Annotated in this window: 21 protein-coding genes and 1 riboswitch; of the genes, 10 read left to right on the forward strand and 11 right to left on the reverse strand. The window is 68.2% G+C overall.

Annotated elements, in window-relative coordinates:
* Window positions 1–379 precede the first annotated feature (379 nt).
* Window positions 380–1,294 carry an IS110 family transposase gene (locus C1925_RS02845; RefSeq protein ID WP_108770595.1) on the forward strand — a complete coding sequence of 305 codons (915 nt, stop codon included), beginning with the start codon at window positions 380–382 and terminating at the stop codon, window positions 1,292–1,294.
* A 230-nt stretch (window positions 1,295–1,524) separates the two neighbouring features.
* Here C1925_RS02845 and C1925_RS02850 read toward each other — a convergent pair whose 3' ends face one another.
* Together C1925_RS02850 and C1925_RS02855 are read right to left on the reverse strand one after the other, a co-directional pair.
* Window positions 1,525–2,436, reverse strand: a complete 912-nt coding sequence (locus tag C1925_RS02850) for an MBL fold metallo-hydrolase (protein ID WP_108767612.1) — start codon at window positions 2,434–2,436, stop codon at window positions 1,525–1,527.
* A gap of 93 nt (window positions 2,437–2,529) precedes the next feature.
* Window positions 2,530–3,168, reverse strand: coding sequence for an NAD(P)H-binding protein (locus tag C1925_RS02855; RefSeq protein WP_108767613.1), 639 nt, complete (start codon window positions 3,166–3,168; stop codon window positions 2,530–2,532).
* A gap of 107 nt (window positions 3,169–3,275) precedes the next feature.
* Here C1925_RS02855 and C1925_RS02860 point away from each other — a divergent pair, with 107 nt between their 5' ends.
* From C1925_RS02860 to gph, 3 genes are all read left to right on the forward strand, one after another.
* Window positions 3,276–4,205: a LysR family transcriptional regulator gene (locus C1925_RS02860; protein ID WP_108767614.1), complete on the forward strand. Its 930-nt coding sequence runs from the start codon at window positions 3,276–3,278 to the stop codon at window positions 4,203–4,205.
* Window positions 4,202–4,993, forward strand: coding sequence for a class I SAM-dependent methyltransferase (locus tag C1925_RS02865; protein ID WP_108767615.1), 792 nt, complete (start codon window positions 4,202–4,204; stop codon window positions 4,991–4,993). The genes C1925_RS02860 and C1925_RS02865 overlap by 4 nt, the downstream gene beginning before the upstream one ends.
* A 75-nt stretch (window positions 4,994–5,068) precedes the next feature.
* The gene (gene gph / locus C1925_RS02870) at window positions 5,069–5,725 is read left to right on the forward strand and encodes a phosphoglycolate phosphatase (protein ID WP_108767616.1); all 657 of its coding nucleotides are present in this window, start codon (window positions 5,069–5,071) and stop codon (window positions 5,723–5,725) included.
* A 99-nt stretch (window positions 5,726–5,824) separates the two neighbouring features.
* Here the strand turns inward: gph and btuB are convergent, their stop codons facing one another.
* The gene (gene btuB / locus C1925_RS02875; protein ID WP_108767617.1) at window positions 5,825–7,672 is read right to left on the reverse strand and encodes a TonB-dependent vitamin B12 receptor; all 1,848 of its coding nucleotides are present in this window, start codon (window positions 7,670–7,672) and stop codon (window positions 5,825–5,827) included.
* Between the two features lie 115 nt (window positions 7,673–7,787).
* A riboswitch (cobalamin riboswitch) is annotated at window positions 7,788–8,011 on the reverse strand.
* A gap of 58 nt (window positions 8,012–8,069) precedes the next feature.
* Here btuB and C1925_RS02880 point away from each other — a divergent pair.
* Both C1925_RS02880 and C1925_RS02885 read left to right on the forward strand, forming a co-directional pair.
* Window positions 8,070–9,194 carry an acyltransferase gene (locus C1925_RS02880; RefSeq protein ID WP_108767618.1) on the forward strand — a complete coding sequence of 375 codons (1,125 nt, stop codon included), beginning with the start codon at window positions 8,070–8,072 and terminating at the stop codon, window positions 9,192–9,194.
* Between the two features lie 128 nt (window positions 9,195–9,322).
* Complete coding sequence (locus C1925_RS02885; protein WP_108767619.1) at window positions 9,323–9,901, forward strand: histidine phosphatase family protein; 579 nt, start codon at window positions 9,323–9,325, stop codon at window positions 9,899–9,901.
* 98 nt (window positions 9,902–9,999) lie between these two features.
* Here C1925_RS02885 and C1925_RS02890 read toward each other — a convergent pair whose 3' ends face one another.
* Window positions 10,000–10,362 carry a TfoX/Sxy family protein gene (locus tag C1925_RS02890; RefSeq protein WP_108767620.1) on the reverse strand — a complete coding sequence of 121 codons (363 nt, stop codon included), beginning with the start codon at window positions 10,360–10,362 and terminating at the stop codon, window positions 10,000–10,002.
* Entirely contained in the window at window positions 10,359–10,841 is a 483-nt protein-coding gene (locus C1925_RS02895; RefSeq protein WP_004154035.1) for a GAF domain-containing protein, read from the reverse strand. The genes C1925_RS02890 and C1925_RS02895 overlap by 4 nt, the downstream gene beginning before the upstream one ends.
* Before the next feature lie 67 nt (window positions 10,842–10,908).
* Here C1925_RS02895 and bioD point away from each other — a divergent pair, with 67 nt between their 5' ends.
* Entirely contained in the window at window positions 10,909–11,601 is a 693-nt protein-coding gene (bioD, locus tag C1925_RS02900) for a dethiobiotin synthase (protein ID WP_108767621.1), read from the forward strand.
* Window positions 11,602–11,723: 122 nt separating this feature from the next.
* Here the strand turns inward: bioD and C1925_RS02905 are convergent, their stop codons facing one another.
* From C1925_RS02905 to msrB, 4 genes are all read right to left on the reverse strand, one after another.
* Window positions 11,724–13,166 carry a PLP-dependent aminotransferase family protein gene (locus C1925_RS02905; protein WP_108767622.1) on the reverse strand — a complete coding sequence of 481 codons (1,443 nt, stop codon included), beginning with the start codon at window positions 13,164–13,166 and terminating at the stop codon, window positions 11,724–11,726.
* A 226-nt stretch (window positions 13,167–13,392) separates the two neighbouring features.
* On the reverse strand, window positions 13,393–14,130 hold the full coding sequence (msrA, locus tag C1925_RS02910; protein ID WP_108767623.1) for a peptide-methionine (S)-S-oxide reductase MsrA: 738 nt from the start codon (window positions 14,128–14,130) through the stop codon (window positions 13,393–13,395).
* A gap of 15 nt (window positions 14,131–14,145) precedes the next feature.
* Window positions 14,146–15,915 (reverse strand): cytochrome c biogenesis protein CcdA, encoded by a 1,770-nt coding sequence (locus C1925_RS02915; RefSeq protein ID WP_108767624.1) that lies wholly within the window; start codon window positions 15,913–15,915, stop codon window positions 14,146–14,148.
* 2 nt (window positions 15,916–15,917) lie between these two features.
* Complete coding sequence (msrB, locus tag C1925_RS02920) at window positions 15,918–16,493, reverse strand: peptide-methionine (R)-S-oxide reductase MsrB (RefSeq protein WP_108767625.1); 576 nt, start codon at window positions 16,491–16,493, stop codon at window positions 15,918–15,920.
* Between the two features lie 144 nt (window positions 16,494–16,637).
* On the opposite strand from msrB, the gene C1925_RS02925 reads away from it, so the two are divergent.
* Complete coding sequence (locus C1925_RS02925) at window positions 16,638–17,357, forward strand: response regulator transcription factor (protein WP_108767626.1); 720 nt, start codon at window positions 16,638–16,640, stop codon at window positions 17,355–17,357.
* On the forward strand, window positions 17,354–18,826 hold the full coding sequence (locus C1925_RS02930) for a HAMP domain-containing sensor histidine kinase (RefSeq protein ID WP_108767627.1): 1,473 nt from the start codon (window positions 17,354–17,356) through the stop codon (window positions 18,824–18,826). The genes C1925_RS02925 and C1925_RS02930 overlap by 4 nt, the downstream gene beginning before the upstream one ends.
* Before the next feature lie 224 nt (window positions 18,827–19,050).
* Here the strand turns inward: C1925_RS02930 and C1925_RS02935 are convergent, their stop codons facing one another.
* Window positions 19,051–19,404 (reverse strand): phasin family protein, encoded by a 354-nt coding sequence (locus tag C1925_RS02935; RefSeq protein ID WP_108770596.1) that lies wholly within the window; start codon window positions 19,402–19,404, stop codon window positions 19,051–19,053.
* Window positions 19,405–19,519: 115 nt separating this feature from the next.
* Window positions 19,520–19,882, reverse strand: coding sequence for a 6-carboxytetrahydropterin synthase QueD (gene queD, locus C1925_RS02940; protein ID WP_108767628.1), 363 nt, complete (start codon window positions 19,880–19,882; stop codon window positions 19,520–19,522).
* A 190-nt stretch (window positions 19,883–20,072) separates the two neighbouring features.
* Between queD and C1925_RS02945 the strand changes: the two genes are divergently transcribed.
* On the forward strand, window positions 20,073–22,712 hold the full coding sequence (locus tag C1925_RS02945) for a TonB-dependent receptor (protein WP_108767629.1): 2,640 nt from the start codon (window positions 20,073–20,075) through the stop codon (window positions 22,710–22,712).
* The last annotated feature ends 29 nt before the right edge of the window (window positions 22,713–22,741 follow it).

Here is a 22,741-nt window from a genome sequence, read left to right on the forward strand (position 1 = left end):
CAGCAGCAGGTTCCCACAGCTCGCGGGAAACTATCGAAGGCGGGGTGGGTCCGGTTGCGGGGGCGTGAGCGCCATGGGCCCGAGGCATGCCTCGGGCGGGTTGGGCAGGACGCCCAACCCCGGTCTTGCCGTGTGCGCAGGACAGCGCACACGAGCAAGCGCGACCGAGCCTTATCTGATCGGAATCTGGCAGCGTAGGTGTCGAGAGCCGGCGTGGGCCGCCGTGCGAGCCTGGATCTCGACGATCGCCATGGAGCTTGGCGCCCACGCCGGAATCTCCCTTGATCCGCCCGAACAGTTGCTGGAGCAGACACTCGCAGTGATAAGACTGGGCAAGCGGGGGAGCTCTCGACCCTTCCAGACTATACGGAGTCCGGTGATGAACGGGATCGGGATTGATGTCAGCAAGCGCCAGCTGGATGTCGGCACGACGGACGGAGAGACCCTGCAGGTCAGCAATCACCTCACCGGGTTTTCTGAATTGGATGTTTGGCTGAGAAAACATCCGGCCGCCCAGATCGTGCTGGAGGCTACCGGCGGCTATGAACAGCCCGTGCTGGATTTCCTGCACAAGGCTGGCCATCCGGTGGTCCGTGCCAATGCCCTGCGGGCCCGCAGGCTGGCCCAGGGGATGGGCCATATCGCCAAGACGGACCGCTTGGATGCCTACGCGCTGGCGCAGATGGCTGCGCTGGTGAAACTGCCTCCCTATCAGCCGCTAGAGCTTTGGCAGCAGAAGATGCGGGAGTTCGTGCGAGCGCGTCGTCAGGCGATGGAAATGTTGACCATCGCGCGGCAGCAGCAGGAAATGGTCGGTGATCGTGAATTGCGCCGGCTGCTGCAGGCCAACATCAACCGCCAGCAGGCGCTGGTTGAACGCCTGGGGAAGCAGATTGCCGAGCAGGTCGCCCAGCAGCCTCAACTGGCTGTCCTGAAGTCGATGAAAGGCGTGGGACCAGCGCTGCAGGCCGTACTGGCAAGTTATCTGCCAGAGCTTGGCAGGATCAGTGGCAAGCGCATCGCCAGCCTGGTCGGTGTGGCGCCCATGTCCCACGACAGCGGCACCATGCGCGGGAAACGAAGCATCCAAGGTGGCAGGGCTGAGATCCGCCAGGTGCTCTACATGGCGGCGATGTCGGCCATGCGGCATGAACCTCGATTGCGCGACTTTTACCAGTCGCTGCGAGCCCGCGGCAAGGAGGGCAAGGTGGCCATCGTGGCGGTGATGCGGAAGATGCTGGTGATCCTCAACGCCCGCGTGCGCGACGCTGAAAGCGGACCGATCCCCGCTTAACAGGCGCGTATCTGGGCATCCTCAGAGGCTGCCGGCCAGCGGCCGGCACTACCGTGCGCGTCTGCTGGGAGGGCCTGAGCCCCTCCAACAACACAGTTGCTCCATGGACGGATTCACGGCGTCCCCCGCAACCGGACCCACCCCGCCAACCCAAAGATGCCCAGCTGTTGCCGTTGCCGTTGCATTGAGCAGGTGCAGGGCGCAGCCCTGCAAAAAAGAAACCACCTACCTCAAGGCCACTGCATCTCGCCCTTGGCCACCTTCGCACTCAGCTCCAGCGACTCCACGCCCGCCAGCGTCGGATAACGCGCCTGCATCGCCTTCACCAGCGCCGCACTGTCCTTCGCCTTCGCCGTTTCCACATCGAACGCGCGGATGTAATCGGCAGTAAAACGCAGCGCGCTCGCATCCAGCGCCGCACCCGGCGCGTAATGACCCGGCACCACCACCTTCGGCTTCAGCGCCTGCAGCCGCTGCAGCGTCTGCAGCCAATCGGCATGCGACTGCGGCGTCTGCGTATCGGCCATCCACACATGCTCACCGGCCACCACCGGAATGCCACCCACGATCGCGCGCAGCGACGGCACCCACAGCACCGTGCGGTCCGGCGTCGGCCCATCCAGCCCGATCAGCGGCAGGCGCTGGCCTTCCAGCTGCAGCGCATCGCCGTCCAGCACCTGCGGCACGACGATGCGCGCGGGCGCGTCAGCACCCATCTTCGGGCCCCAGTACGCCAGCTTGCCGGCCTGGGTCTGTTTGATGTGGGCGACGGTCTGCGCGGTGGCGACGATGCGTGCCTGCGGGAACGCATCCTGCAGCGTGGCCAGGCCGAAGTAGTAATCCGGATCGCCGTGGCTGATGTAGATCGTGGTCAGCTGCTTGTCGCTGGCGCGGATCTTTTCGACCAGTGCGCGCGCATCGCTGGCCGCGAACTGCGCATCGACCAGGATCACCTCATGGCGGCCTTCGATCAGCACCGAGGACACCGAGAACATCGCCTGCGGGCCGGGATGGAAGGTCTGCAGGTGCAGCTGTGATTGCTTCGCCGCGGTGGCTGCGGGCGTGGCCGGTGCGGCCAGCAGCGGTGCACTGGCGAAACCGGCAGCCAGTGCGAGGGGAAGCAGTAGGGCAGCAGTACGCATCAACGATTCCTCGTGTAGAGCCGAGCCCATGCTCGGCTGCAGTGGTTGCCTCGAGCCGAGCGCAGGATCGGCTCTACCGGGGGAACGTATCGATCAATACGCCGCAGTGATGATCTGCTTCGGGTACTTGGCCGCTTCCAGCTCGGCCACGAATGCCGCACCGTAATCGGCGTAGCTGATGCGGCTGTGGCCGCTGGCATCGGCGAGGAAGGTCTTCGCCTGCACGCGGTACTGGCCGCGCTCGTCGCCCGGGCCGATTTCCGCCGCGGGCGAGAAGAAGGTCCAGTCCAGGTCGTCCACGGCCTGCAGGCGCTTCAGTGCTTCGCGCGCGGCCAGTGCGTAGGGCTTGTAGGCGGCCGGGAAATCCGGGGTGTCGACCAGCTGCACGCCCGGCGCGATCTCCAGGCTGCCGGCACCACCGACCACCACCACGCGCGGCACCTTGGCCTGGCGTGCGGCGGCGACCAGCTGGTCGGCCACGGTGGCGATCTGGGCGATGTCATCACCCGGGCGCGGGCCGTAGGCGCTGGCCAGCACGTCGTGGCCGGCAATCACCGCAGCCAGGGCGTCGGTGTCATCCAGCGCAGCGATGGCGAGCTGGGCACCGGCCAGTTCGGCCGGCAGGTCCTTTTCACTGCGGACCACGGCCGTGACCTGGTGGCCGTTGGCCAGCGCGTGGCGGGCGATCTGGCGGCCGATGTTGCCGGTGGCACCGACGAGGGCGATCTTCATGGCGGAACTCCTTGGGGCGGAATGGGGGGGAACGAGGCCACTGTAGGCCGCTGCAGTTGCTCGAAAAACAGCGTATAACGCGCTTGTTTGTTGCATGGATCGAGCAGATGGACCGATTGACCGCCATGACCGTGTTCGTCGAAGTGGCCGAGCGCGGCAGCCTGACCGCCGCCGCCGAGGTGCTGGACATGTCCCGCGCGATGGTCACCCGCTACCTGGCCGAGGTGGAGGGCTGGCTGGGCGCACGCCTGCTGCACCGGACCACGCGGCGGATCAGCCTGACCGGCGCCGGTGAAGCCGCGCTGGCGCGCTTCCGGCAGATGCTGGCCATCGGCGAGGAGCTGCAGGGCGAACTGGCCAGCGACGATCCCGAGCCGCACGGCACCCTGCGCATCACCGCCAGCGTGTCGTTCGGGCAGAGCCATCTGGCCCGCGCGGTGGCTGCCTTCGTGCAGCGCCATCCGGCGGCGCGCATCGAGCTGCTGCTGGTCGACCGCATGGTCAACCTGGTGGAGGAGCGCGTGGACCTAGCGGTGCGCATCGCGCGCCAGATCGACCCGAGCCTGATCGCGCGACGGCTGGCCACATGCCGCTCGGTGCTGTGCGCAACGCCCGCCTACCTGCAGGCGCACGGCACGCCCAGCGCACCGGAACAGCTGCCCGCGCACAACTGCCTCACCCATCATTACGTAGGAAAGAGCCTGTGGCAGCTGCACCGCGATGGCCGCGCGCTGTCGGTGGCGGTGGGCGGCAACATCAGTGCCAACGAAGCCTCGCTGCTGCTGGAAGCGGTGCGCGCCGGTGCCGGCATCGCCATGCTGCCGACCTACCAGGTAGCACCGCTGCTGCGTTCGGGCGAACTGGTGCAGCTGCTGCCGGCCTACGAACTGGACGAGCTGGGCATTCATGCCGTGTACGCATCGCGTCGACAGCAGCCCGCTATCATGCGGCGGTTCCTGGATTTCCTGGCCGAGTGTTTTGCCAGCCCGGCCTTCCAGGATCTGGATTGGCGCCCAGCGATCAAGGAGGACACATGAACCATGGACAGGCATTGCTCGACCACAACCGCGCGGCGTGGGACCGGCAGGCACGCGAGGTCCGCGACTGGTCTCGCCCCGTTGATGCGGACACCATCGCCGCTGCCCGCCAGGGCCGCTGGCAGGTACACCTGACGCCACGCGCGTTGCCGCTGGACTGGCTGGGCGATGTGCGCGGCCGCCGCATCCTCTGCCTGGCCTCGGCCGGTGGCCAGCAGGCGCCGGTACTGGCCGCCGCCGGCGCTATCGTCACGGTGTTCGATCTGTCCGACGGGCAGCTGGCGCAGGACCGCAGCGTGGCCCAGCGCGACGGCCTGACGTTGCGCACCGTGCAGGGCGACATGCGTGACCTGCACGCCTTCCCCGATGGCAGCTTCGATGTGGTGTTCCACCCCATTTCCAATCTGTACGTGCCCGACGTGCGCCCGGTGTGGGCCGAGTGCCAGCGCGTGCTGGCCCGGGATGGCCTGCTGCTGGCCAGCTTCTACAACCCGGTGGTGTTCGTGGGCGCGCGCGATCCGCAGCTGCAGGAACAGGGCCTGATCCGCCCGCGGTTTGCCATTCCGTATTCGGACCTGGAAGACCTGCCCGCCGACGAGCGCGAGGCCAAGCTGGCGCGTGGCGAAGCGCTGACCTTTGGCCACAGCCTGGGTGAACTGATCGGTGGCCAGCTCGATGCCGGCTTCGTGGTCGAGCGCTTCATGGAAGACTGGCAGCCGCAGCCGCGCTTCCTGATCGATCGCTACCTGCCCACCTTCCTGGCCACCCGCGCGCGCCGGATCGGCTGAGGCGGACCTGCCCGGTCTGCTCGGGAAAAGAGCGGGGCGTACAATGGACGGCCCACGTCGTACAGGTGCCGTCCCTTGTCGTATCCCTATCCGTTGGTTGTGTTTGATCTGGACGGCACGCTGGTGGACAGCGCGGCCGATATCGCCGAAGCGCTGAACCGCACGCTGGAAGACATCGGCCTGGCGCGCGTGCCTGAAGCCACCGTGCTGGGCTGGATCGGCGATGGCGTGCGGCGGCTGGTGGAGCAGGCCGTGCATGCCGCCGGTCGTGACATCGATCTGGCCGAGGTGATGCCGACCTTCATGGTGCATTACCGCGAGTGCCTGCTGCGCAGCCCGCGCCTGTTCGACGGCGTGCCCGAAGCGCTGGCCCTGCTGCGCGCGCGTGGCGTGCCGCTGGCCATCTGCACCAACAAGCCGGCGGCGCTGGTGCCGCCGCTGCTGCAGCACCTGGGCATCGGCGATGCGTTTTCGCTGGTGCTGGGCGGTGATTCGCTGCCGCAGCGCAAGCCCAGTGGTGAACCGCTGCGGCATATCGCTGCGCACTTCGGGCTGGAGGTGGACGCCTGCCTGATGGTCGGTGACTCGCTCACCGACTACCGTGCTGCCGAAGACGCGGGCATGCCGATCGCGCTGGTGCGCTACGGCTACCCGCGTGGCCTGGACCTGGAAACGGCGCATGCCGTGGCGGTCATCGACGACCTGCGTGACCTTCCCGGCCTGCAGCGCTGAAGCACCGGGTAGTGCCGGCCGCTGGCCGGCAACCCGTTGCACGCTGCCGAAGACCATGATGTTGCCGGCCAGCGGCCGGCACTACCATGGCGAACACGCTTACTTCGGCTGGTAACGCACGCTCAGCTGATACTCGCGGCCCGGCTGGTTGAACCACGCCACGGTCTCGTAGCGGCGGTCGAACACGTTGGCCGCGCGCGCCAGCAGCGACCACGACGGCGTCAGCGCATATTCCGCGCGCAGGTCCAGGATGCCGTAGCCGCCCACCTTCACCGCGTTGCTGGCGTCGTCGTAACGCTTGCCCGCACCCTGCACGGTCAGCCCGGCGCGGAAATCTCCGAAGCGGCGGTCCACGTCCAGGCGCGCGGTCTGCTGCGCGCGGCGAGCCAGCCAGTTGTCGAACTGGGCACTGCCCGCGGTGCGGTTGCGCGGGTCGGTGTAGCTCAGCTGGCCATTGATGTCGAAGCCGGCCAGCACCACGCCAGCGGTCAGTTCGGCACCGCGGATACGCGCCTTCTCGACCTGCTGCATCATGAAGGTCGCCGCATCGTAGGTGATCAGGTCATCGATGCGCGTCTCGTACACGTCCACACCCCAGTGCCAGCCCTGGCCATGCTGCGACAGGCCGAGGTTGGCGCTCTTCGACTTCTCCGGGTCCAGCGTCGGCACGCCGCTCCACGGGTCGTACAGGTCGCTGAAGGTCGGTGCCTTGAACGCGGTGCCGTAGCTGGCATTCACGCGCAGGCCGTGGCCCAGGTCCATCGCCCAGCCGAGGCTGCCGGTGGCGTGGTTGCCGAACTGCGCGTTGTCATCGTTGCGCGCGCTCACCTGCAGCTGGTGGCGGCCGAAACGGCCCTGGTACTGCACGAACACGCCGGTGTTGCGGCGGCTGTCGACCAGGTAGCCAGCGCTGCTGCCATCGAGGTTGTCCTCGCTCCAGTCCACGCCGGTGCTCAGCAGCTGGCCCTCGGCCAGGCCGATGTCGGCCTGCAGCGATGCACTGTCGCGGTGCGTCTGCGCGCTGCCGAACACACCGAAGTCGCCGTAGTTGTCCGATTCGTTGTCGCTGCGGCCGACGCTGGCGGTGAAGGCCAGGCGCTCGGTCGGGGTGTAGCGCACTTTGCCGGACATCACCTGCTGCAGCGTTTCCGAATAGTTGTAGTAACCGTCGTAGTGGTTCTCGCCTTCGGCACGCAGCGCGCTGCCTTCCACGCTCCACTGGTCGTTGAAGGTGTAGCCACCGCGCAGGCTCTTGGACAGGTTGCGGTAGCCATCGCGGTCGGGCTCATCGGCGAAGCAGCCGGTGAACAGCGTGGCCGAGCCACGGCAGGCGTTGATGCCATCGGTGTGCTGGTAGGCGATGTCCGCGCCGAACCAGCCGTGCTCGCCGCTGCCACCGATGCCGCCGCTGGCTTCGCGCAGGCCGTTGCTGCCGCCGCCGAGCTGGAAGTGTGGCGCGAATTCGCCCTGGTTGCGACGGGTGAAGATCTGGATGACGCCACCGATGGCATCGGCGCCGTACAGGCTCGACTGCGGCCCGCGCACGATTTCCACGCGTTCGATCTGCGCCAGCGGCAGGTCCTGGTACATCGCCAGGCCGAGGTCGGCGCTGTTGATGCGCACGCCATCGACCAGCACCACGGTGTGCGAGGAATTGGTACCGCGCAGGAACAGCGAGCTCTGCTTGCCGAGGCCACCGCTGTTGGTCAGGTTGATGCCGGCGCGGCCCGCCAGCAGCTCCTGCAGCGAGGTGGCCTGGCTGGATTCGATCTGCGCACGGTCGATCACCTGCGCCGGCGCGATGCTGTCCTGCAGGGCGATGGGGGTACGCGTGGCGGTGACCAGCACCTGGTCCAGCGCCGCGGTGTCATCGTTGGCCTGCGCATGGGCCAGGGCGGGCAGGGCGGCCAGCACGGCCAGGGACAGCATTCGGGACTGCAGCTTCATCGGGGGGACTCCAGGTGCCACGCACGCCCGCGTGGCGAAGGGGAGGAACCGCGAAGGCAGGCAGGCGCCGAAGCCGCGGCAGCGCCACGGTCATCCAGCGCCATGCCCACCGCATCGCGACCTGAGGCTTCCGGGCCGGTCTCCGGGCTTGCCGCCAGGTGGCGCGAGGCCACCGTCCAGGCGCCTTCCCATGCCAGAGGCACAGTGGCGATGTTGCCTGGAACAGACGTGCTTACCGTTGCGGGGGCAGCGCCGGCCTGGCGTGTTGCCACGCGTCACCGGCTTCCCGTTTCAACCTGCCGGCCATGGCCGCAGGTCACCTGGAAGTGGGCGCAGTCTACGGCATCGTCCATCAGGGCGTTAGAGTAGCGGCCCTGCTTTGTTTCAAGGACGCTCCATGGTTGCGAAGGATCGGCTGCAGTTCCTCGATGCGCTGCGCGGGTTGGCTGCGGTGTATGTCGTGCTGTTCCATGTGCAGTCGATGCCCTCGCCGGCACTGCCGCTGGGCAGCGCATGGCTGCCGGTGGTGCAGATGGGGGGAAGTGGCGTTGCCCTTTTCTTTGTGATCAGCGCGTTTTCCCTGTGCTACACCATGCCCCGGCACCAGGCCAGCGGCACGCCGCTGCTCAGTTTCTACCTGCACCGGTTCCTGCGCATCGCACCGTTGTTCTATGTCCTGTTGGCCTTCTCGCTGTTCCGCGATGGCCGCGGCGCGCATGCAGGCCATGCCTGGAGCGAGATCGCGGCGAACGTGTCGTTCACGTTCAATCTGTTCCCCGGCTGGGAAGCAGGCATCGTATGGGCCAGTTGGGCGGTGGGCGTGGAGATGCTGTTCTACGCCATTTTCCCCGCGCTCTACGTGCTGGCAGGCAGCGCAAGGCGGGCGTGGATGCTCCTGCTGGGCCTGCTGGGGCTGGTTGTGATGGCCTGGGCAGGGTGGCTGGGGCCACGCGCGGCGGCGTCACTGGGTGATTACGGATGGCTGCGCCATGCACCAGTGTTCGTGATGGGGCTTGTCGGTTTCCACGCCTTCGGCGCTCTGGCGGGATTGCCACGCCAGCGCGCACGGCGTTGGGGGCACGGCTTGAACGTGGCAGGTGCCGCGCTGCTGGTGCTGGCGGCCGTGGCGCCGTGGTGGACCGGTGCCGGCCCCTGGCAATGGCAGCTGGCAGGGTTGGGCTATCTGTCCCTGCTGCTGGGCTTCTCGCAGTGCCCGCCGCGAGGTTTGGTCAACCGTGCAACCGCCTGGCTGGGCACGGTCAGCTACTCGTTGTACCTGGGGCACCCGATCATCATTGCCCTGCTTGGCCCGGTGTTCGCGCGGGTGCTTGCCCAGATGGATGGCAGCGCCGGTTACCTGGCATGTGCGGTCATCACCCTGGTGGTGGCGTTGCCGCTGGCCGCACTGGGCCATCGTGTCATCGAAGCGCCCATGATCCGGCTGGGAAAACGCCTGATGGGCCGCTCCGCGCCGGCCCGCGCGGCGGCCATGGCTGGGCAGCAGGGTGGACGCGCACGTTAGAATGAGCCGCCCGGTCGCGGGAAGTTCGTTCTGGAAGTGCCCATGATGCTGATTCAATCGCCCCAGGTTGCCGCACGCGGTAGGTTGCCGCTGCAGTCCTGCCGTCGGATGTGCATGGGCCGGCAACGATGATCCTCGACCTGGTCCGCCATGCCGGCAACGGCCGCGATGAGTTCCTCGATGGCCGCAGCGATCCGCCGCAGCTGGCCCGCCTGCCGCAGGAACTGGTCGACGCCTATGCCGGGCAGGACTGGCAGCGGGTGATCAGTTCGCCGCGCCTGCGCTCACTGCATACGGCGATGGCCCTGGCCACCCCGCGCGGGCTGGACGTTGAGGCGGACGAGGAGTGGGAAGAACTGGATTTCGGTGATTGGGACGGGCAGTCGTTGTTCGACCTGCCGGAGGACGCGCTGGCGGCCTTCCATGCCGATCCGCATGCGTTCCCGCCGCCCAACGGCGAAAGCTGGGGCCATTTCGAACGGCGCATCGCACGCGCGCTGGATCGCCTGCTGGACGATGAGGATCCGCTGCCGACCGTGGTGGTCAGCCATGGCGGCCCGCTGCGCATGGTGCTGTCGCAGGTCTGCGGGCTGCCGCTGTCGCTGTGCTGGGCACTGCGCATCGACCACGGCACGCGCCTGCGGGTGTGGCTGGAACGCGGCGAAGTGGGCCTGGTGGGCGAGCTGCTGGAACTGCAGCAGCCGTAAACGCGACCGCCGGGCATGGCCCGGCGCTACCGATCCCGCATGACCGCCGCACCGTGGTAGCGCCGGGCCATGCCCGGCGAGCGCGAAGCGCGGACGCTCTAATCCTCGTCCGCGTTCTCGGCAAAACTGTCTTCGCCGTCATCCCCGGTGTCGAAGCGCTGCTCATGCACCGGACCCGATGCCGGGCCGGCCGCCTTCAGCGGGTGCGCGGCGATACGTGCCTCGTAATCCTGCACCAGCGCCTCGCGCTGGGCTTCGCCCAGCTCCTGCCAGTGGCAGTCCAGCAGCGCGCCTTCCAGCGAATAAAGCAGATTCAGGCTCGGCTTGAAGCCGGCGCGCTTGACCTTGACGAAGGCCCCGACCGCGCCGAGCGCGGCCAGGTCCTCGCGGCTGCGCAGGCCGACCTGGCGCAGCCACGCCGCGCTCTTCGGGCCGATGTTGCGCAGCTTCGGTGCGCTCATCCCAGGGCCTCGACGAACACGCGGGCGATGGCTTCCAGACCGGCCTGGTCCTCGGCATCGAAGCGGCCCACCTTCGGGCTGTCGATGTCGAACACGCCGATCAGTTCATCACCGCGCAGCAGCGGCACCACCAGTTCCGAGCGCGAGGCCGAATCGCAGGCGATGTGGCCGGGGAAGGCATCGACATCGTCCACGCGCTGGGTGACGCGCTGGCTGGCGGCGGCACCGCACACGCCCTTGTCCAGCGGGATGCGCACGCAGGCCGGCAGGCCCTGGAACGGGCCGACCACCAGCTCCTTGCCGTCGTAAAGGTAGAAGCCCACCCAGTTCAGGTCGGGCAGGGCGTGGTAGACCAGTGCGGAGAGGTTGGCCGCATTGGCGATGCGGTCGGACTCGGCGTAGACCAGGCCGCGGGCCTGTTCCAGCAGCTGGGCGTATTGTTCCGGCTTGCTGCCGGTGAGCGAGGCATTGGCGAACATGCCTGCAGTCTAGCAAGCGTACGGGACCAGCGATAATGCACGCTCTGTTGCATGCCTGGAGCCGTTGATGCCCCTGCCTACCACGTTGCCGCCGGCGCTGTTCGTCACCGGGACCGATACCGAGATCGGCAAGACCGCCAGCAGCACCGCGCTGCTGCATGCGCTGCGCCGGCGCGGGCTGCGTGCGGTGGGCATGAAGCCGGTGGCCAGTGGCAGCCAGGACCTCGGCCACGGCCTGCGCAACGAGGATGCCCTGGCGCTGCAGGCGGCCAGCTGGCCGGTGCCGGACTACGCCGACCTGAATCCCTATGCGCTGCGGCAGCCGCTGGCGCCGGAACTGGCCGCCGCCGAGGACGGCGTGCAGGTGCAGCTGGCGCCGATCGTGGCCGCGTTCGAGCGCCTACGTGCGCAGGCCGACGTGGTGGTGGTGGAAGGCGTGGGCGGCTGGCTGGCGCCGGTATCGGCCACCCTGGACCAGCTGGATCTGGTGCGCGCGCTGCGCCTGCCGGTGCTGCTGGTGGTGGGCATGCGCCTGGGCTGCGTGAACCACGCACGGCTGACCGCGCAGTCGCTGCAGGCCAGCGGCGTGGCGTGCCTGGGCTGGATCGGCAACCACATCGATCCGACCATGCAGCGCCAGGACGAGAACATCGCCACCCTGCAGCAGCGCCTGCCGATGCCGTGCTGGGGCCGCCTGCCGTACCTGCCGGGCGCGGATGGCCAAACCCTGGGCGCACACCTGGGAGCAGAGCAGCAGTAGAGTCGACTGTCAGTCGACTATCGCGCGCAGCGCGGGGTCTGATCAGGAGCAGTCGACCAACGGTCGACTCTACCCGGCAACCCGATACGAACGGCACCGCGATTGCCGGCCAGCGGCCGGCACTACCGTGCAGACAATTCCCGCGCGATCGCACCCAGCCGTTCCACCGCGCTGATGAAGCGCGCATCCAGCGCCTGGCAGCACGACAGCCGCAGGCAATGCCGGTAGCGCGCACCGCGCGAATACACCTGGCCGGGCATGAACACGATGTCCTCCGCCAGCGCCCGCTCGAACAGTTCGCGGGTATCCACGCCGGGCAGCTCCAGCCACAGCAGGAAGCCACCCTGCGGCTCGGTGGCACGGGTGCCGGCGGGGAAGTGCTCGGCCACCAGCTGGCGCAGGCGCCCGACCTGTTCGCGGTACAGCCGGCGCATGCGGTGCAGGTGGTGCTCGTAACTGCCTGCTTCCAGGTAAGCGGCCACCGCATCACCGAGCAGCTGCGGTTCACCGCCGGTCGACTGGAATTTCAGCAGGGCGATGCGCTCGGCGAAACGGCCGCCATCGAGCCAGCCGATGCGGTAATCCGGCGCCAGCGTCTTGGAAAAGCCGCCGACCACCATCACCCAGCCATCGCGATCAAACGCCTTCAGCAGTGGCGCCGGTGGCTCGCAGAACTGCAGTTCGGCATACACCGCATCTTCGATCAGCGGCAGCTGGCGTGCATTGACCAGCTCGGCCAGGCGCTGCTTGGCGGCCGTCGGCATGGTGCAGCCCAGTGGGTTGTGCACGGTGGGCATCACCACCAGCGCGGCCAGCGGCGTGTGTTTCAGCAGCGCCTCCAGCGCATCCACGTCCAGCCCGTGCTGCGGGTGGGTAGGCAGTTCGATGGCCTGCAGGCCGAGGTTGGCCAGCAGCGGGTACAGGTTGAAATAGGACGGCGCTTCAATGCCGACGGCCGCGCCCGGTTCGGTCACCGCGCGCAGGGCCAGCTGCAGTGCTTCCATCGCGCCATGGGTCAACAGCAGGCGGTCGGCATGCGTGTGCAAACCCATCCTCGGGCCACGCCGTACGATCTGTGCCAGCAGGCGCGGCGATCCGTTCGGGCGCGCGTAGGTTTCCACCGTCTGCTGGCCGTGGCGCAGCACCTGTGCGGTGTGCCGGGCCAGCTGCGCGCCGGGATAGAACTGCCGCCCACGTGGCCCGGCGAACGCCAGATCGATCACCCCGGGGCGTCGCTGCGCCTCGAGCACGCGGGCCATCAACGCCTGCTGCAGCGGTGCGGTGGGCGCGGAGGGTGCATCGCGCAGCGAACGCTGCGGCACCGACAGGCGCGGCGCCACCTCGAAACCCGCCTTCGGCCGCGGCACCACCAGCCCTGCATCTTCCAGCTGCCGGTAGGCCGCGATGACGGTGTTCAGGCTGAGCTGGCGCTGCGCGGCCATCTGCCGCAGCGAGGGTAGGCGGCTGCCGACCGGCAGCCGACCGCCGTGGATGGCCTCGGCCAGTTCATCGGACAGGCGCTGGTAGCGCGGCGGGGCCGGGGTGGTGCGCGGATCTGTATCCATTGTTCTGGCCTGCATCTGGAGCTGCACCCATGATGCCGCCGAGCCTAGCATGGTGCTGTCGGTGGGGCCTGATCGGGGCCTGGCCGATCCATTGCAAACGCACGGCCGCAGGGCCGTGCGTCTTTTTTTATGGGCCGCGTCAACAATCGCTGGCGCTTCGTAGAGTCGAGCTTGCTCGACTGCTTTGCCGGGACAGTCGAGCAAGCTCGACTCTACAGAAGCGCGGTCAGCGCATCGGCACCAGCGACGCCTGGCGCCGGTACAGCGCAGGGAACTGCTTGCCCAGCGCGGCCAGCTTCGGTGCGTCGTAGTAGCGGATGTAGGCCGCCTGCGGGTAGTTGTTCATGTAGTTCTGGTGGTAGCTCTCGGCCGGGTAGAAACGCTGGCCGCTGGCCACCTGGGTCACGATCGGGCCGCGGTAGCTGCCAGCCTTGCCCAGCTGGTCGATGTAGGCGCGGCTGGCAGCCAGCTGCCTGGCGTCATCGCTGAAGATCGCCGAGCGGTACTGGCTGCCGTGGTCGGGGCCCTGGTAGTTCAGCTGGGTGGGATCGTGCGCCACCGAGAAGAACACCTGCAGCAGCTGCCCATAGCTGACCTGGCGCGGATCGTAGTCGACCTTCACCGCTTCGGCGTGGCCGGTGCGGCCACTGCTGACGCGCTCGTAGCGAGCATCGGCGGCACTGCCTCCGGCATAGCCGGCCACTGCATTGCTCACACCTTTCACGTGCTGGAACACGCCCTGCACGCCCCAGAAGCAGCCACCGGCAAACACCACGCTGGCCTGGGTGGCGCCATCGGTGAAGGCGGCATCGCCGGTGGGTGCCGGCAGTGCCTGTACCTGCGCGGTGGCGCCAGCCGGTGCGGCCATCGCGCCGCGATCCACCAGCAGCACGCCGGCCACCAGTGCCGTGGCGACCAGCCCGGCCACACCCACTGCAATGCCTTGTTCGAAGGAGAATTTCATCGTGCCCTCCTGTTCTCAACCAAAGGTGAAGGCATAGCCCTGCACGCCCGCATCGAGGAATTCGATCTCGAAGCGGTGCGGGCCGACCGTGCCGCGCTGGCGCACCAGCTGGTACAGACGGTTCTCGTTGACCACGCCGCTGCCATCGGCGCCGACATCGCTGCCGGCATCGGCGGCAGGCAGCGGCTTGCCATCCATCCACACGCGGAAGCGCACCGGCGTGCCGTCCTGTTTTGGTGCCAGCACCAGGTGCAGGTCGCGGGCATGGAACTGGAAGGCGATGCGCCCGCCCGCCTGCTGCAGCTGCGCGGCTTCATCGGTGATGGTCCAGCGGCCGGACAGGCCCCACTGGTTCAGCGCGAGGCTGGCCGGCAGCGTGTAGTCGAAGGCCGCATCGGTGCGCTGCCCGCCGGGCGAGGCGAAGTGCTCGGCGCGTGCATGGCCCAGGTAGGTTTCCGGCGAGCGCAGGTTGCCCATGTCGGCCTGCGTGGCCACGCCCTGCAGGTCGGCGGCGGTCGGATCGGCCGGGGGCGGCAGGTCGGTCTGGCCGGCCTCGGTCAGCAGGCGGCGGATCACCTGTTCCGAATGTGCGTAGTTGCCTTCACCGAACTGATGGGCGCGGATGTTGCCCTGCGCATCGACGAAGTACTGCGCCGGCCAATACTGGTTGTTGAACGCGCGCCAGATCGAATACTGGTTGTCCAGCGCCACCGGGTATTCCACCTTCAGCTGCTGTACTGCCTTCATCACGTTGCGCGGGTCACGCTCGAAGGCGAACTCGGGCGTGTGCACGCCGACCACCACCAGGCCATGGTCGCGGTAGCGGCGTTCCCATTCGTGCACAAAGGGCATGGCGCGCAGGCAGTTGATGCAGGAATAGGTCCAGAAATCGATCAGCACGACCTTGCCGCGCAGCTGCTCGGCTTTCAGCGGCGGGCTGTTGAGCCAGCCGGTGGCGCCATCCAGGGCGGGCAGGGTGCCTTCCACCGGCAGCGGCGCGTCGGCACCGGCATTGGCGCCGGCCATCATCATCATCGGCGGCGCCGCCGGCTGTGCACCGGGCACGGCATCGAGCAGGCCCTGTTCGATGCGCGCGGTGCTCACCGTGGACAGGCGGGTCAGCAGGCCGGTATCCCAGCCCAGGCCGATCGCCACCACCGCCAGCAGCGCGGCCACGCCCAGCACCTTGCGCAGCACATCGCCCAGGCCAAGGCGCGCCTGCAGGGCGTTGAACACGCGGCCGCCGATCCACACCGCCAGCGCGAGCGCGGTGGCGGCACCCAGTGCGTAAGCCAGCAGCAATGCGCTGGTGCCGACGCTGGCGCCATGCAGGGCGGCACCGGTCAGCACCAGGCCGAGGATCGGCCCCGCGCACGGCGCCCACAGCAGGCCGGTGGCGATGCCGATCAGCAGCGAGGTCCACGCACCACCCCGGCCGGCATCATCGGCGGCATCGGCGCGTGCACTCAGCCGTGCACCCACGCGCTGGAACGGCGCCAGCAGATGGTCAGCCAGGCGCGGCCACAGCAGCGCCAGGGCGAACACCGCCATCAGCACCAGGGCCACCCAGCGGCCGATCTGGTTGGCCTGCGCCACCCATTGGCTGCCCACGGCGGCCAGGCTGGCGACCGCGGCGAAGGTCAACGCCATGCCCAGCAGCAGCGGCAGCGTGCTGCGCACGAAGGAGCGGTTGGCCCGCGCGAACACGAAGGGCAGCACCGGCAGGATGCACGGGCTGAGCAGGGTCAGTACACCGCCCAGGTAGGCCAGCAGCAACAGCAGCATCATCAGGCTCCAGAAGTAGGGGAAGAACCGAGCGGCACGCGCCAGCCACCGTTGCTGTCCTGCTGTGCCGCACCGGGCTGGAACAGCAGGGCGGCACCGTTCATGCAGTAGCGCAGGCCGGTGGGGCGCGGGCCATCGTTGAAGACATGGCCGAGGTGGCCGCCGCAGCGGCTGCAGTGCGCTTCCACCCGCAGCATGCCGAAGGTGGTGTCGCGGTCCTCGCCGACGGCGCCATGCAGCGGTGCCCAGAAGCTGGGCCAGCCGGTGCCGCTTTCAAACTTGGTGGACGAGGAGAACAGCGGCTGCTGGCAGCCGGCGCAGGTAAAGGTGCCCTGCCGGTGTTCGCGGTCCAGCGGGCTGCTGCCGGCGCGTTCGGTGGCCTGCTGGCGCAGCACCGCGTACTGCGCCGGGGTCAGCAGCCGGCGCCATTCGGCGTCGGTGCGCATCAGCGGGAACTGTCGAGCCGGGCGGTTCTCGGCGGCGGCCGTGGCAGCGCGGCTGCACGCGCCCAGGCCGAGCACGCCAGCGGCGGTGGCAAGACCACCCAGGCCCAGCAGGTGGCGGCGGGTGAGGGGCATGGCGGACTCCGGGAAGGGGCGACGGGGCCATGCTGCGCCTGCCCGGGTCAACGAATCCTCACGCAGGATTCAATTTTTCGTGAGGTATCGGTGGCCGTCCCGCGCCACAATGCGGGCAGCCTCCCCACTGGCCCCGAGCTGCCGATGTCCGCCAAACGCGTCCTGATCGTCGAAGACGATGCCCATATCGCCGACCTGCTGCGCATGCACCTGGCCGACGAAGGCTACGACGTCGCCCACGCCGCCACCGGCGATGCCGGCCTGCGCCTGCTGGAGCAGGACGGCCCGTGGGACGCGCTGGTGCTGGACGTGATGCTGCCCGGCGTAGATGGCCTGCAGATCTGCCAGCGTGCCCGTGCGATGGCGCGCTACGTGCCGATCATCATCATCAGCGCACGTGGCAGCGAAACCCAACGCATCGTCGGCCTGGAACTGGGCGCGGACGATTACCTGGCCAAGCCCTTCTCGATGCCCGAACTGGTGGCGCGCGTGCGCGCGCTGCTGCGCCGTGCCGAAGCGATGGCACAGAACGCGCGCATCGATGCCGGCGCGGTCGAAGTTGGTGGCCTGCAGCTGGACCCGGTGGCGCGTACCGCCTCGGTCGATGGCAGCACCTTGGAACTGACCCCGCGTGAGTTCGACCTGCTGCTGTTCTTCGCCCGCCACCGTGACCAGGTGTTCGCACGGATGGAACTGCTCAACCAGGTCTGGGGCTACCAGCACGATGGTTACGAGCACACGGTGAACACCCACATCAATCGCCTGCGCAGCAAGATCGAGCTCGACCCGGCCACGCCGCGGCGCCTGCTGACGGTGTGGGGGCGCGGCTACAAGCTGGTTGACCCGGCCGGGGCGGCGGCATGATCACGCCCAACCTGTGGCAGAAGCTGGCGGCGGTGATCGCCGCGCTGATGCTGATGTGCTGCATGGCCCTGCTGGCCCTGCAGATGCGCGCGAGCACCCGCCACGAACAGGAAGTGGTGCAGCGGCTGTCGCTGGGCCTGGCCGAACACATCGCCCAGCGCAGCGAACTGATGGACACCAGCGGCATGCGCGATACCGCAGTGCGCGCGCTGTTCGGCCAGCTGATGGCGGTCAATCCCAGCGTGGAGGTGTACCTGCTGGACGACCAGGGCCGCATCCTCGGCCACGATGCGCCCAGCGGCCACCTGCTGCGCAACCGCGTCGACCTGGCGCCGCTGCGTCGCCTGCTGGCCGGTGCACCGCTGCCGATCCTCGGCGACGACCCGCGCAGTACCGGCGGACGCAAGGTGTTCAGCGTGGCCCCGCTGGTGGTGCAGGGGCGCCAGGCCGGTTATGTGTACGTGGTGCTGGTGGGCGAGCACCGGCAGATGCTGGCCGACGACCTGGCCGCCAGCAACCAGTGGAACACCACGCTGTGGTCGGTGCTGCTGGTGGGCGGGCTGGGCCTGCTGGCCGGGCTGGTGGCGTTCTACTGGGTCACCCGGCCGCTGCGCCGGCTGACGCGGCGCATCCAGGCCTTCGACATCGATGCGCCCACGCCATTGCCGGCCCCGGTGCCGCTGCGCAGCGGTGAGCGTGACGAACTGAAGATCCTCGAACATGCCCACGCGCAGATGGCGCAGCGGCTGGGCGAACAGTGGCAGCAGCTGCGCCAGCAGGACCTGCAGCGCCGCGAACTGGTGGCCAACATCTCGCACGACCTGCGTACGCCGCTGTCCTCGCTGCATGGCTACCTGGAAACGATGGCGCTGAAGGAAGCCACGCTGTCGCCGGACGAACGCCGTCGCTATCTCGGCATCGCCTTGGCGCAGAGCGCCAAGGTCGGCCGCCTGGCGCGCGCGCTGTTCGAACTGGCGCGGCTGGAACATGGCGAAGTGCGCCTGGAGTGGGAGGTGTTTGCGCTGCCGGAACTGCTGCAGGACGTGCTGCAGAAGTTCGAACTGGCCGCACAGGCGCGCGGCCAGCACCTGCATGCGGACTTCCCGCCGGGCCTGCCGCTGGTGCGTGCCGACCTCGGCCTGGTCGAGCGGGTGCTGACCAACCTGCTCGACAACGCGCTGCGGCATGCGCCCGAGGGCGGCGAGGTGCGGGTGCAGCTGCGCGCCATCGACGGCAGCGTGGAAGTGAGCGTGGCCGACGATGGCCCGGGCGTGGCGCCGGCGCTGCGTGCGCAGCTGTTCCAGGCACCGGCAGCGCTGGGTGCGCGGCGTGGCGAGAACGGCGGGCTCGGCCTGCTGATCGTGCAGCGCATCGTGCAGCTGCACGGCCGCCGCATCGAACTGCGGGAAAGCGCGACCGGCGCGCTGTTCGTGTTTGCGTTGCCGCGCGCGGAGAGCGCGGGGCCCTGACTGCGCCGCTGCGCTCGCCGGGCGTGGCCCGGCGCTACCGGTGTGCGGGGCCACCGCGGCGCTCGTGACACGTCCGCTTCATCGGAATCGCACCCGTAGATCCACGCCATGCGTGGATGCATTTCCCCGGAATCGCAGGCAAAAAAAGACCCGGCAGAGGGAGGGATCTGCCGGGTCCGGATTGCATGGGGGGAGGGACCCATGCAATGAGCGTGGGCGTGACGTCAGTGGCTGTTGCCGGTGGCGTCCGCCGTTGTATTTGTCTGGCCCTGCACCAGGTCGGACCAGGCGCGACCGGCCTGCAGGCCAAGATCGACCACGTCCTGCTGGGCCTGGCCCAGCCGCTGCAGGTTGTCCTGCCACAGCTGTGCGCCCTTGGGCAGCAACCCGGCCGGATCCTCGCTGCGGGCCAGTTCGCCCAGCCAGCCGCCGGTTGCGGTCAGGTTGCGTTCCATCGCCTTCAGCTGCACGCCGAACATGCTCTCGGCGTTTTCCAGCGCCAATCGGTTTGCACGCGTTGCCGCAGCCGCCAGCTGGCGGGTGGCATCACTGAAACGATCGGCGAAGGCGTTGGCCATGGCGGCATCGAAAGCGGTTGATGCAATGCAGCATACGCCGATCATGCCGCAATGCAACAAAAAAGAAGAAGGCGCTCAAGGCGCCTTCAGAAACCCTTGAGTATCAATGGCTTGATCAGGCGGCCGGGCCGCGGTACCGGCAGCCGGAGGTGCAGGTTTCATGCACGGTGATCTCGCTCAGCGCGGGCAGCAGCGGCTTCAGCTCCTTCCAGATCCACACCGCCAGGTTCTCGCTGGTCGGGTTTTCCAGGCCGGGGATGTCGTTGAGGTAGTGGTGGTCCAGGCGGTCGTAGATCGGCTGGAAGGCGGCTTTGACGTCGCCGAAATCCATGATCCAGCCGGTCTGCGCACCCGGCTCGCCTTCCACCTTCAGTTCCACCCGGAACGAGTGGCCGTGCAGGCGCGCGCATTTGTGGCCCGGCGGCACGTTGGGCAGGCGGTGGGCCGCCTCGAGCATGAAGACTTTGAAGATTTCCATGGCGCGATTGTACGCCGGCCCCGCCGCCGCGGCCGTCCCGGTTGTTGGCTTTCCGTAAAGCAATTCTTTCCATCCGGATGAAGAGATGTTAGCTTCTCTTATATCCGTATGAAGAGATGTTATTGGTCCCGCCAGACCTGGCATGGATTACTGCGGAACTTCCGTCGTCCACTACCACCCCCACATCGTCATGCCCCAGCACACCCTGCTCGTGGCGGCCCTGGCCGTCGCTCTGGCCGCGCCTTTGTCTGCCGCCGCCGAAACCTCCGCCGACGCCAGTGGCGAAGCCAGCACCCTGACCGCCGTGCGCGTCACCGGTTCCAACATCAAGCGCACCGATACCGAGGCGTCCAACCCGGTGCAGGTGATCGGCCGCCAGCAGCTGGAACAGACCGGCAAGGCCACCGTCGCCGACGTGCTGCGTTCGATCTCGGCCAACACCGGCAACGCCGCCAACGAAACCACCAACAACGGCTGGGCGTCCGGCTCGGCAGGCATCGGCCTGCGCGGCCTTTCGCAGAAGAACACGCTGGTGCTGCTCAACGGCCGCCGCCTGGCCAACTACGGCTTCCCGGCCGGCGGCCTGTCCGACACCTTCGTCGACCTCAACGCGTTGCCGCTGGTCGCCGTCGAGCGCATCGAAGTGCTCAAGGACGGCGCATCGGCCGTGTACGGTTCCGATGCGGTGGCCGGGGTGGTCAACATCATCACCCGGCAGAACTTCGAAGGCGCCGAACTCGGCGGCAGCTTCGGCGGTGCCGACCAGGGCGGCCTGCACGAGCAGAACCTGAAGTTCGTCGGTGGCCTCGGTGACCTGGATACCGATGGCTACAACATCCTCTTCAGCCTGCAGGGCTACAACCGCGAGCGCCTGGACCAGGACGAGCGCAACCTGACCAAGAGCGGCATCTACAGCGACCAGCCCGGCGGCCGCTGGAACGGCTGGTCGGCCAAGGGCGCGCGCTATCTGATCAACGGCGTCTCGGTGCCGATGCTCGATGCCGACGGCAACTGCCCCACCGGCACCACCCGCGTCGCCAGCGCGCCCATCGACGGCCTCGCCGGTGATACCTGCGGCTTCAACCAGGCGCCGTACACCACCCTGATTCCCTCGACCAAGCGCTACCAGGCGTATGCCAACGGCACCTTCCGCCTCGGCGAGAACGTCGAAGCCTTCGGCGAAGTGCTGTACAGCCAGATCAAAAGCGCCGCGTGGTTCGGCAGCAGCCCGTTCTTCACCCTGGAAAGCGGCCGCTTCGCCCTGAACGCGGAAACCGGCCTTGCCGAACCGGTCTCGTCCAACCTGCCGGCCAGCAGCCCGTACAACCCGTATGGCCGCGCCGTGCCGATCGAATACACCTTCTTCGACCTCGGCGGCACCATCAAGACCAACCGCTCCACCGCCTACCGCGGCGTGGTCGGCCTGCGCGGCAGCACCGCCGCCTGGGATTGGGAAGTGGCCGCGTTCGGCGCCCGCAGCAGCGAGCGCGAGACCGTGTCGGGCGGCTTCGCCAACCGCTGGGCGCTGGCCGATGCGCTGGCCAGCGGCAGCTACAACCTGCTCAACCCGTCGGCCACCCCGCAGTCGGTGATCGATGCGATCAACATCTCCACCCTGCGCCCGGCCGAATCGGTGCTGCAGGGCGTAGACGCCAAGATCTCCGGCACCCTGGGCCGCACCTGGGCCGGTGACATCGGCTTTGCTGCCGGTGCCGAATGGCGCCGCGAGAAGCTCGATTCCAACAACCCCTGGCAGATCGATGCCGGCCTGCAGGTACGCCCGGCCATCGCCGAGGTGCACGGCGAGCGCAAGGTCAGCGCCGCCTATGCCGAAGTGAACGTGCCGCTGGCCACGGGCCTGGAACTGTCCGCCGCCGCACGTGCCGATCACTACGACGACTTCGGCGACGCGTTCTCGCCCAAGCTCGGCCTGCGCTGGCAGCCGCTGGATTTCCTGCTGGTGCGCGCCTCGGCGTCGAAGGGCTTCCGTGCGCCGTCGCTGTCGGAGAACTCCAACAGCACCAGCATCGCCTACGGCAGCGTGGTCGACCCGCGTGATCCGGACGTGCCGGGCTCGCGCCAGAACCCCACCTTCTTCACCGTCGGCAACAGCGAGCTGAAGCCCGAGCGCACCAAGAGCGTGAACTTCGGCGTGGTGCTCTCGCCGTGGGCCAACACCAACCTGAGCGTGGACTACTACCGCATCCAGCTGGACAACCTGGTCGGCACCAACAACACCCAGACCCTGGTCAACGACAACGTGGCCGGTGCCGTGCAGCGCGACGAACGCGGCAAGCTGCTGGCCGTGTTCAACCGCTACCAGAACCTGAGCGAGCTGAAGACCTCGGGCATCGACGTCGAACTGCGCCAGCGCATCCCGACCGCCGCGCTGGGCGATTTCACCCTGTCCTCGGCCTACACCCACGTGCGTGACTACCGTCGCCCGACCGTGGTCGGTGGCCCGCTGGTGGACTACGCCGGCAGCAACCTCGGCGCAACGCTGCCGAAGAACAAGGCGACCACCACGCTGGACTGGACCTACCGCGATTTCACCGCGGCCGTCACCTGGTACTACACCAGCGGTTACGACCAGAAGGCCAGCACCGCCGCCGCGGCCGTGCAGGACCGCATCGATGCGTACAACCAGTTCGACCTGTACCTGGCCTATGCCGGCATCGACAAGCTGACCGTGTACGCCAAGGTGCAGAACCTGGCTGACAAGACGCCGCCGTACGACGCTTCGTTCCCGGGCATCCGCGCGCCGTACGACTTCAGCCAGTACGACCTGCGTGGCCGCTACTTCACCCTCGGCTTCGATTACCGCTTCTGATGCCATCGCCGCGGCCGGCCACACCCTGT

This window comes from Stenotrophomonas sp. SAU14A_NAIMI4_5 (assembly GCF_003086795.1).
Taxonomy (GTDB): Bacteria; Pseudomonadota; Gammaproteobacteria; order Xanthomonadales; family Xanthomonadaceae; genus Stenotrophomonas.

Coding starts and splice junctions, on each gene's coding strand:
- C1925_RS02845 (WP_108770595.1), top strand. CDS start 380: ATGAACGGGATCGGGATTGATGTCAGCAAGCGCCAGCTGGATGTCGGC.
- C1925_RS02850 (WP_108767612.1), bottom strand. CDS start 2,436: ATGCGTACTGCTGCCCTACTGCTTCCCCTCGCACTGGCTGCCGGTTTC.
- C1925_RS02855 (WP_108767613.1), bottom strand. CDS start 3,168: ATGAAGATCGCCCTCGTCGGTGCCACCGGCAACATCGGCCGCCAGATC.
- C1925_RS02860 (WP_108767614.1), top strand. CDS start 3,276: ATGGACCGATTGACCGCCATGACCGTGTTCGTCGAAGTGGCCGAGCGC.
- C1925_RS02865 (WP_108767615.1), top strand. CDS start 4,202: ATGAACCATGGACAGGCATTGCTCGACCACAACCGCGCGGCGTGGGAC.
- btuB (WP_108767617.1), bottom strand. CDS start 7,672: ATGAAGCTGCAGTCCCGAATGCTGTCCCTGGCCGTGCTGGCCGCCCTG.
- C1925_RS02880 (WP_108767618.1), top strand. CDS start 8,070: ATGGTTGCGAAGGATCGGCTGCAGTTCCTCGATGCGCTGCGCGGGTTG.
- C1925_RS02885 (WP_108767619.1), top strand. CDS start 9,323: ATGATCCTCGACCTGGTCCGCCATGCCGGCAACGGCCGCGATGAGTTC.
- C1925_RS02890 (WP_108767620.1), bottom strand. CDS start 10,362: ATGAGCGCACCGAAGCTGCGCAACATCGGCCCGAAGAGCGCGGCGTGG.
- C1925_RS02895 (WP_004154035.1), bottom strand. CDS start 10,841: ATGTTCGCCAATGCCTCGCTCACCGGCAGCAAGCCGGAACAATACGCC.
- bioD (WP_108767621.1), top strand. CDS start 10,909: ATGCCCCTGCCTACCACGTTGCCGCCGGCGCTGTTCGTCACCGGGACC.
- C1925_RS02905 (WP_108767622.1), bottom strand. CDS start 13,166: ATGGATACAGATCCGCGCACCACCCCGGCCCCGCCGCGCTACCAGCGC.
- msrA (WP_108767623.1), bottom strand. CDS start 14,130: ATGAAATTCTCCTTCGAACAAGGCATTGCAGTGGGTGTGGCCGGGCTG.
- C1925_RS02915 (WP_108767624.1), bottom strand. CDS start 15,915: ATGCTGCTGTTGCTGCTGGCCTACCTGGGCGGTGTACTGACCCTGCTC.
- msrB (WP_108767625.1), bottom strand. CDS start 16,493: ATGCCCCTCACCCGCCGCCACCTGCTGGGCCTGGGTGGTCTTGCCACC.
- C1925_RS02925 (WP_108767626.1), top strand. CDS start 16,638: ATGTCCGCCAAACGCGTCCTGATCGTCGAAGACGATGCCCATATCGCC.
- C1925_RS02930 (WP_108767627.1), top strand. CDS start 17,354: ATGATCACGCCCAACCTGTGGCAGAAGCTGGCGGCGGTGATCGCCGCG.
- C1925_RS02935 (WP_108770596.1), bottom strand. CDS start 19,404: ATGGCCAACGCCTTCGCCGATCGTTTCAGTGATGCCACCCGCCAGCTG.
- queD (WP_108767628.1), bottom strand. CDS start 19,882: ATGGAAATCTTCAAAGTCTTCATGCTCGAGGCGGCCCACCGCCTGCCC.
- C1925_RS02945 (WP_108767629.1), top strand. CDS start 20,073: ATGCCCCAGCACACCCTGCTCGTGGCGGCCCTGGCCGTCGCTCTGGCC.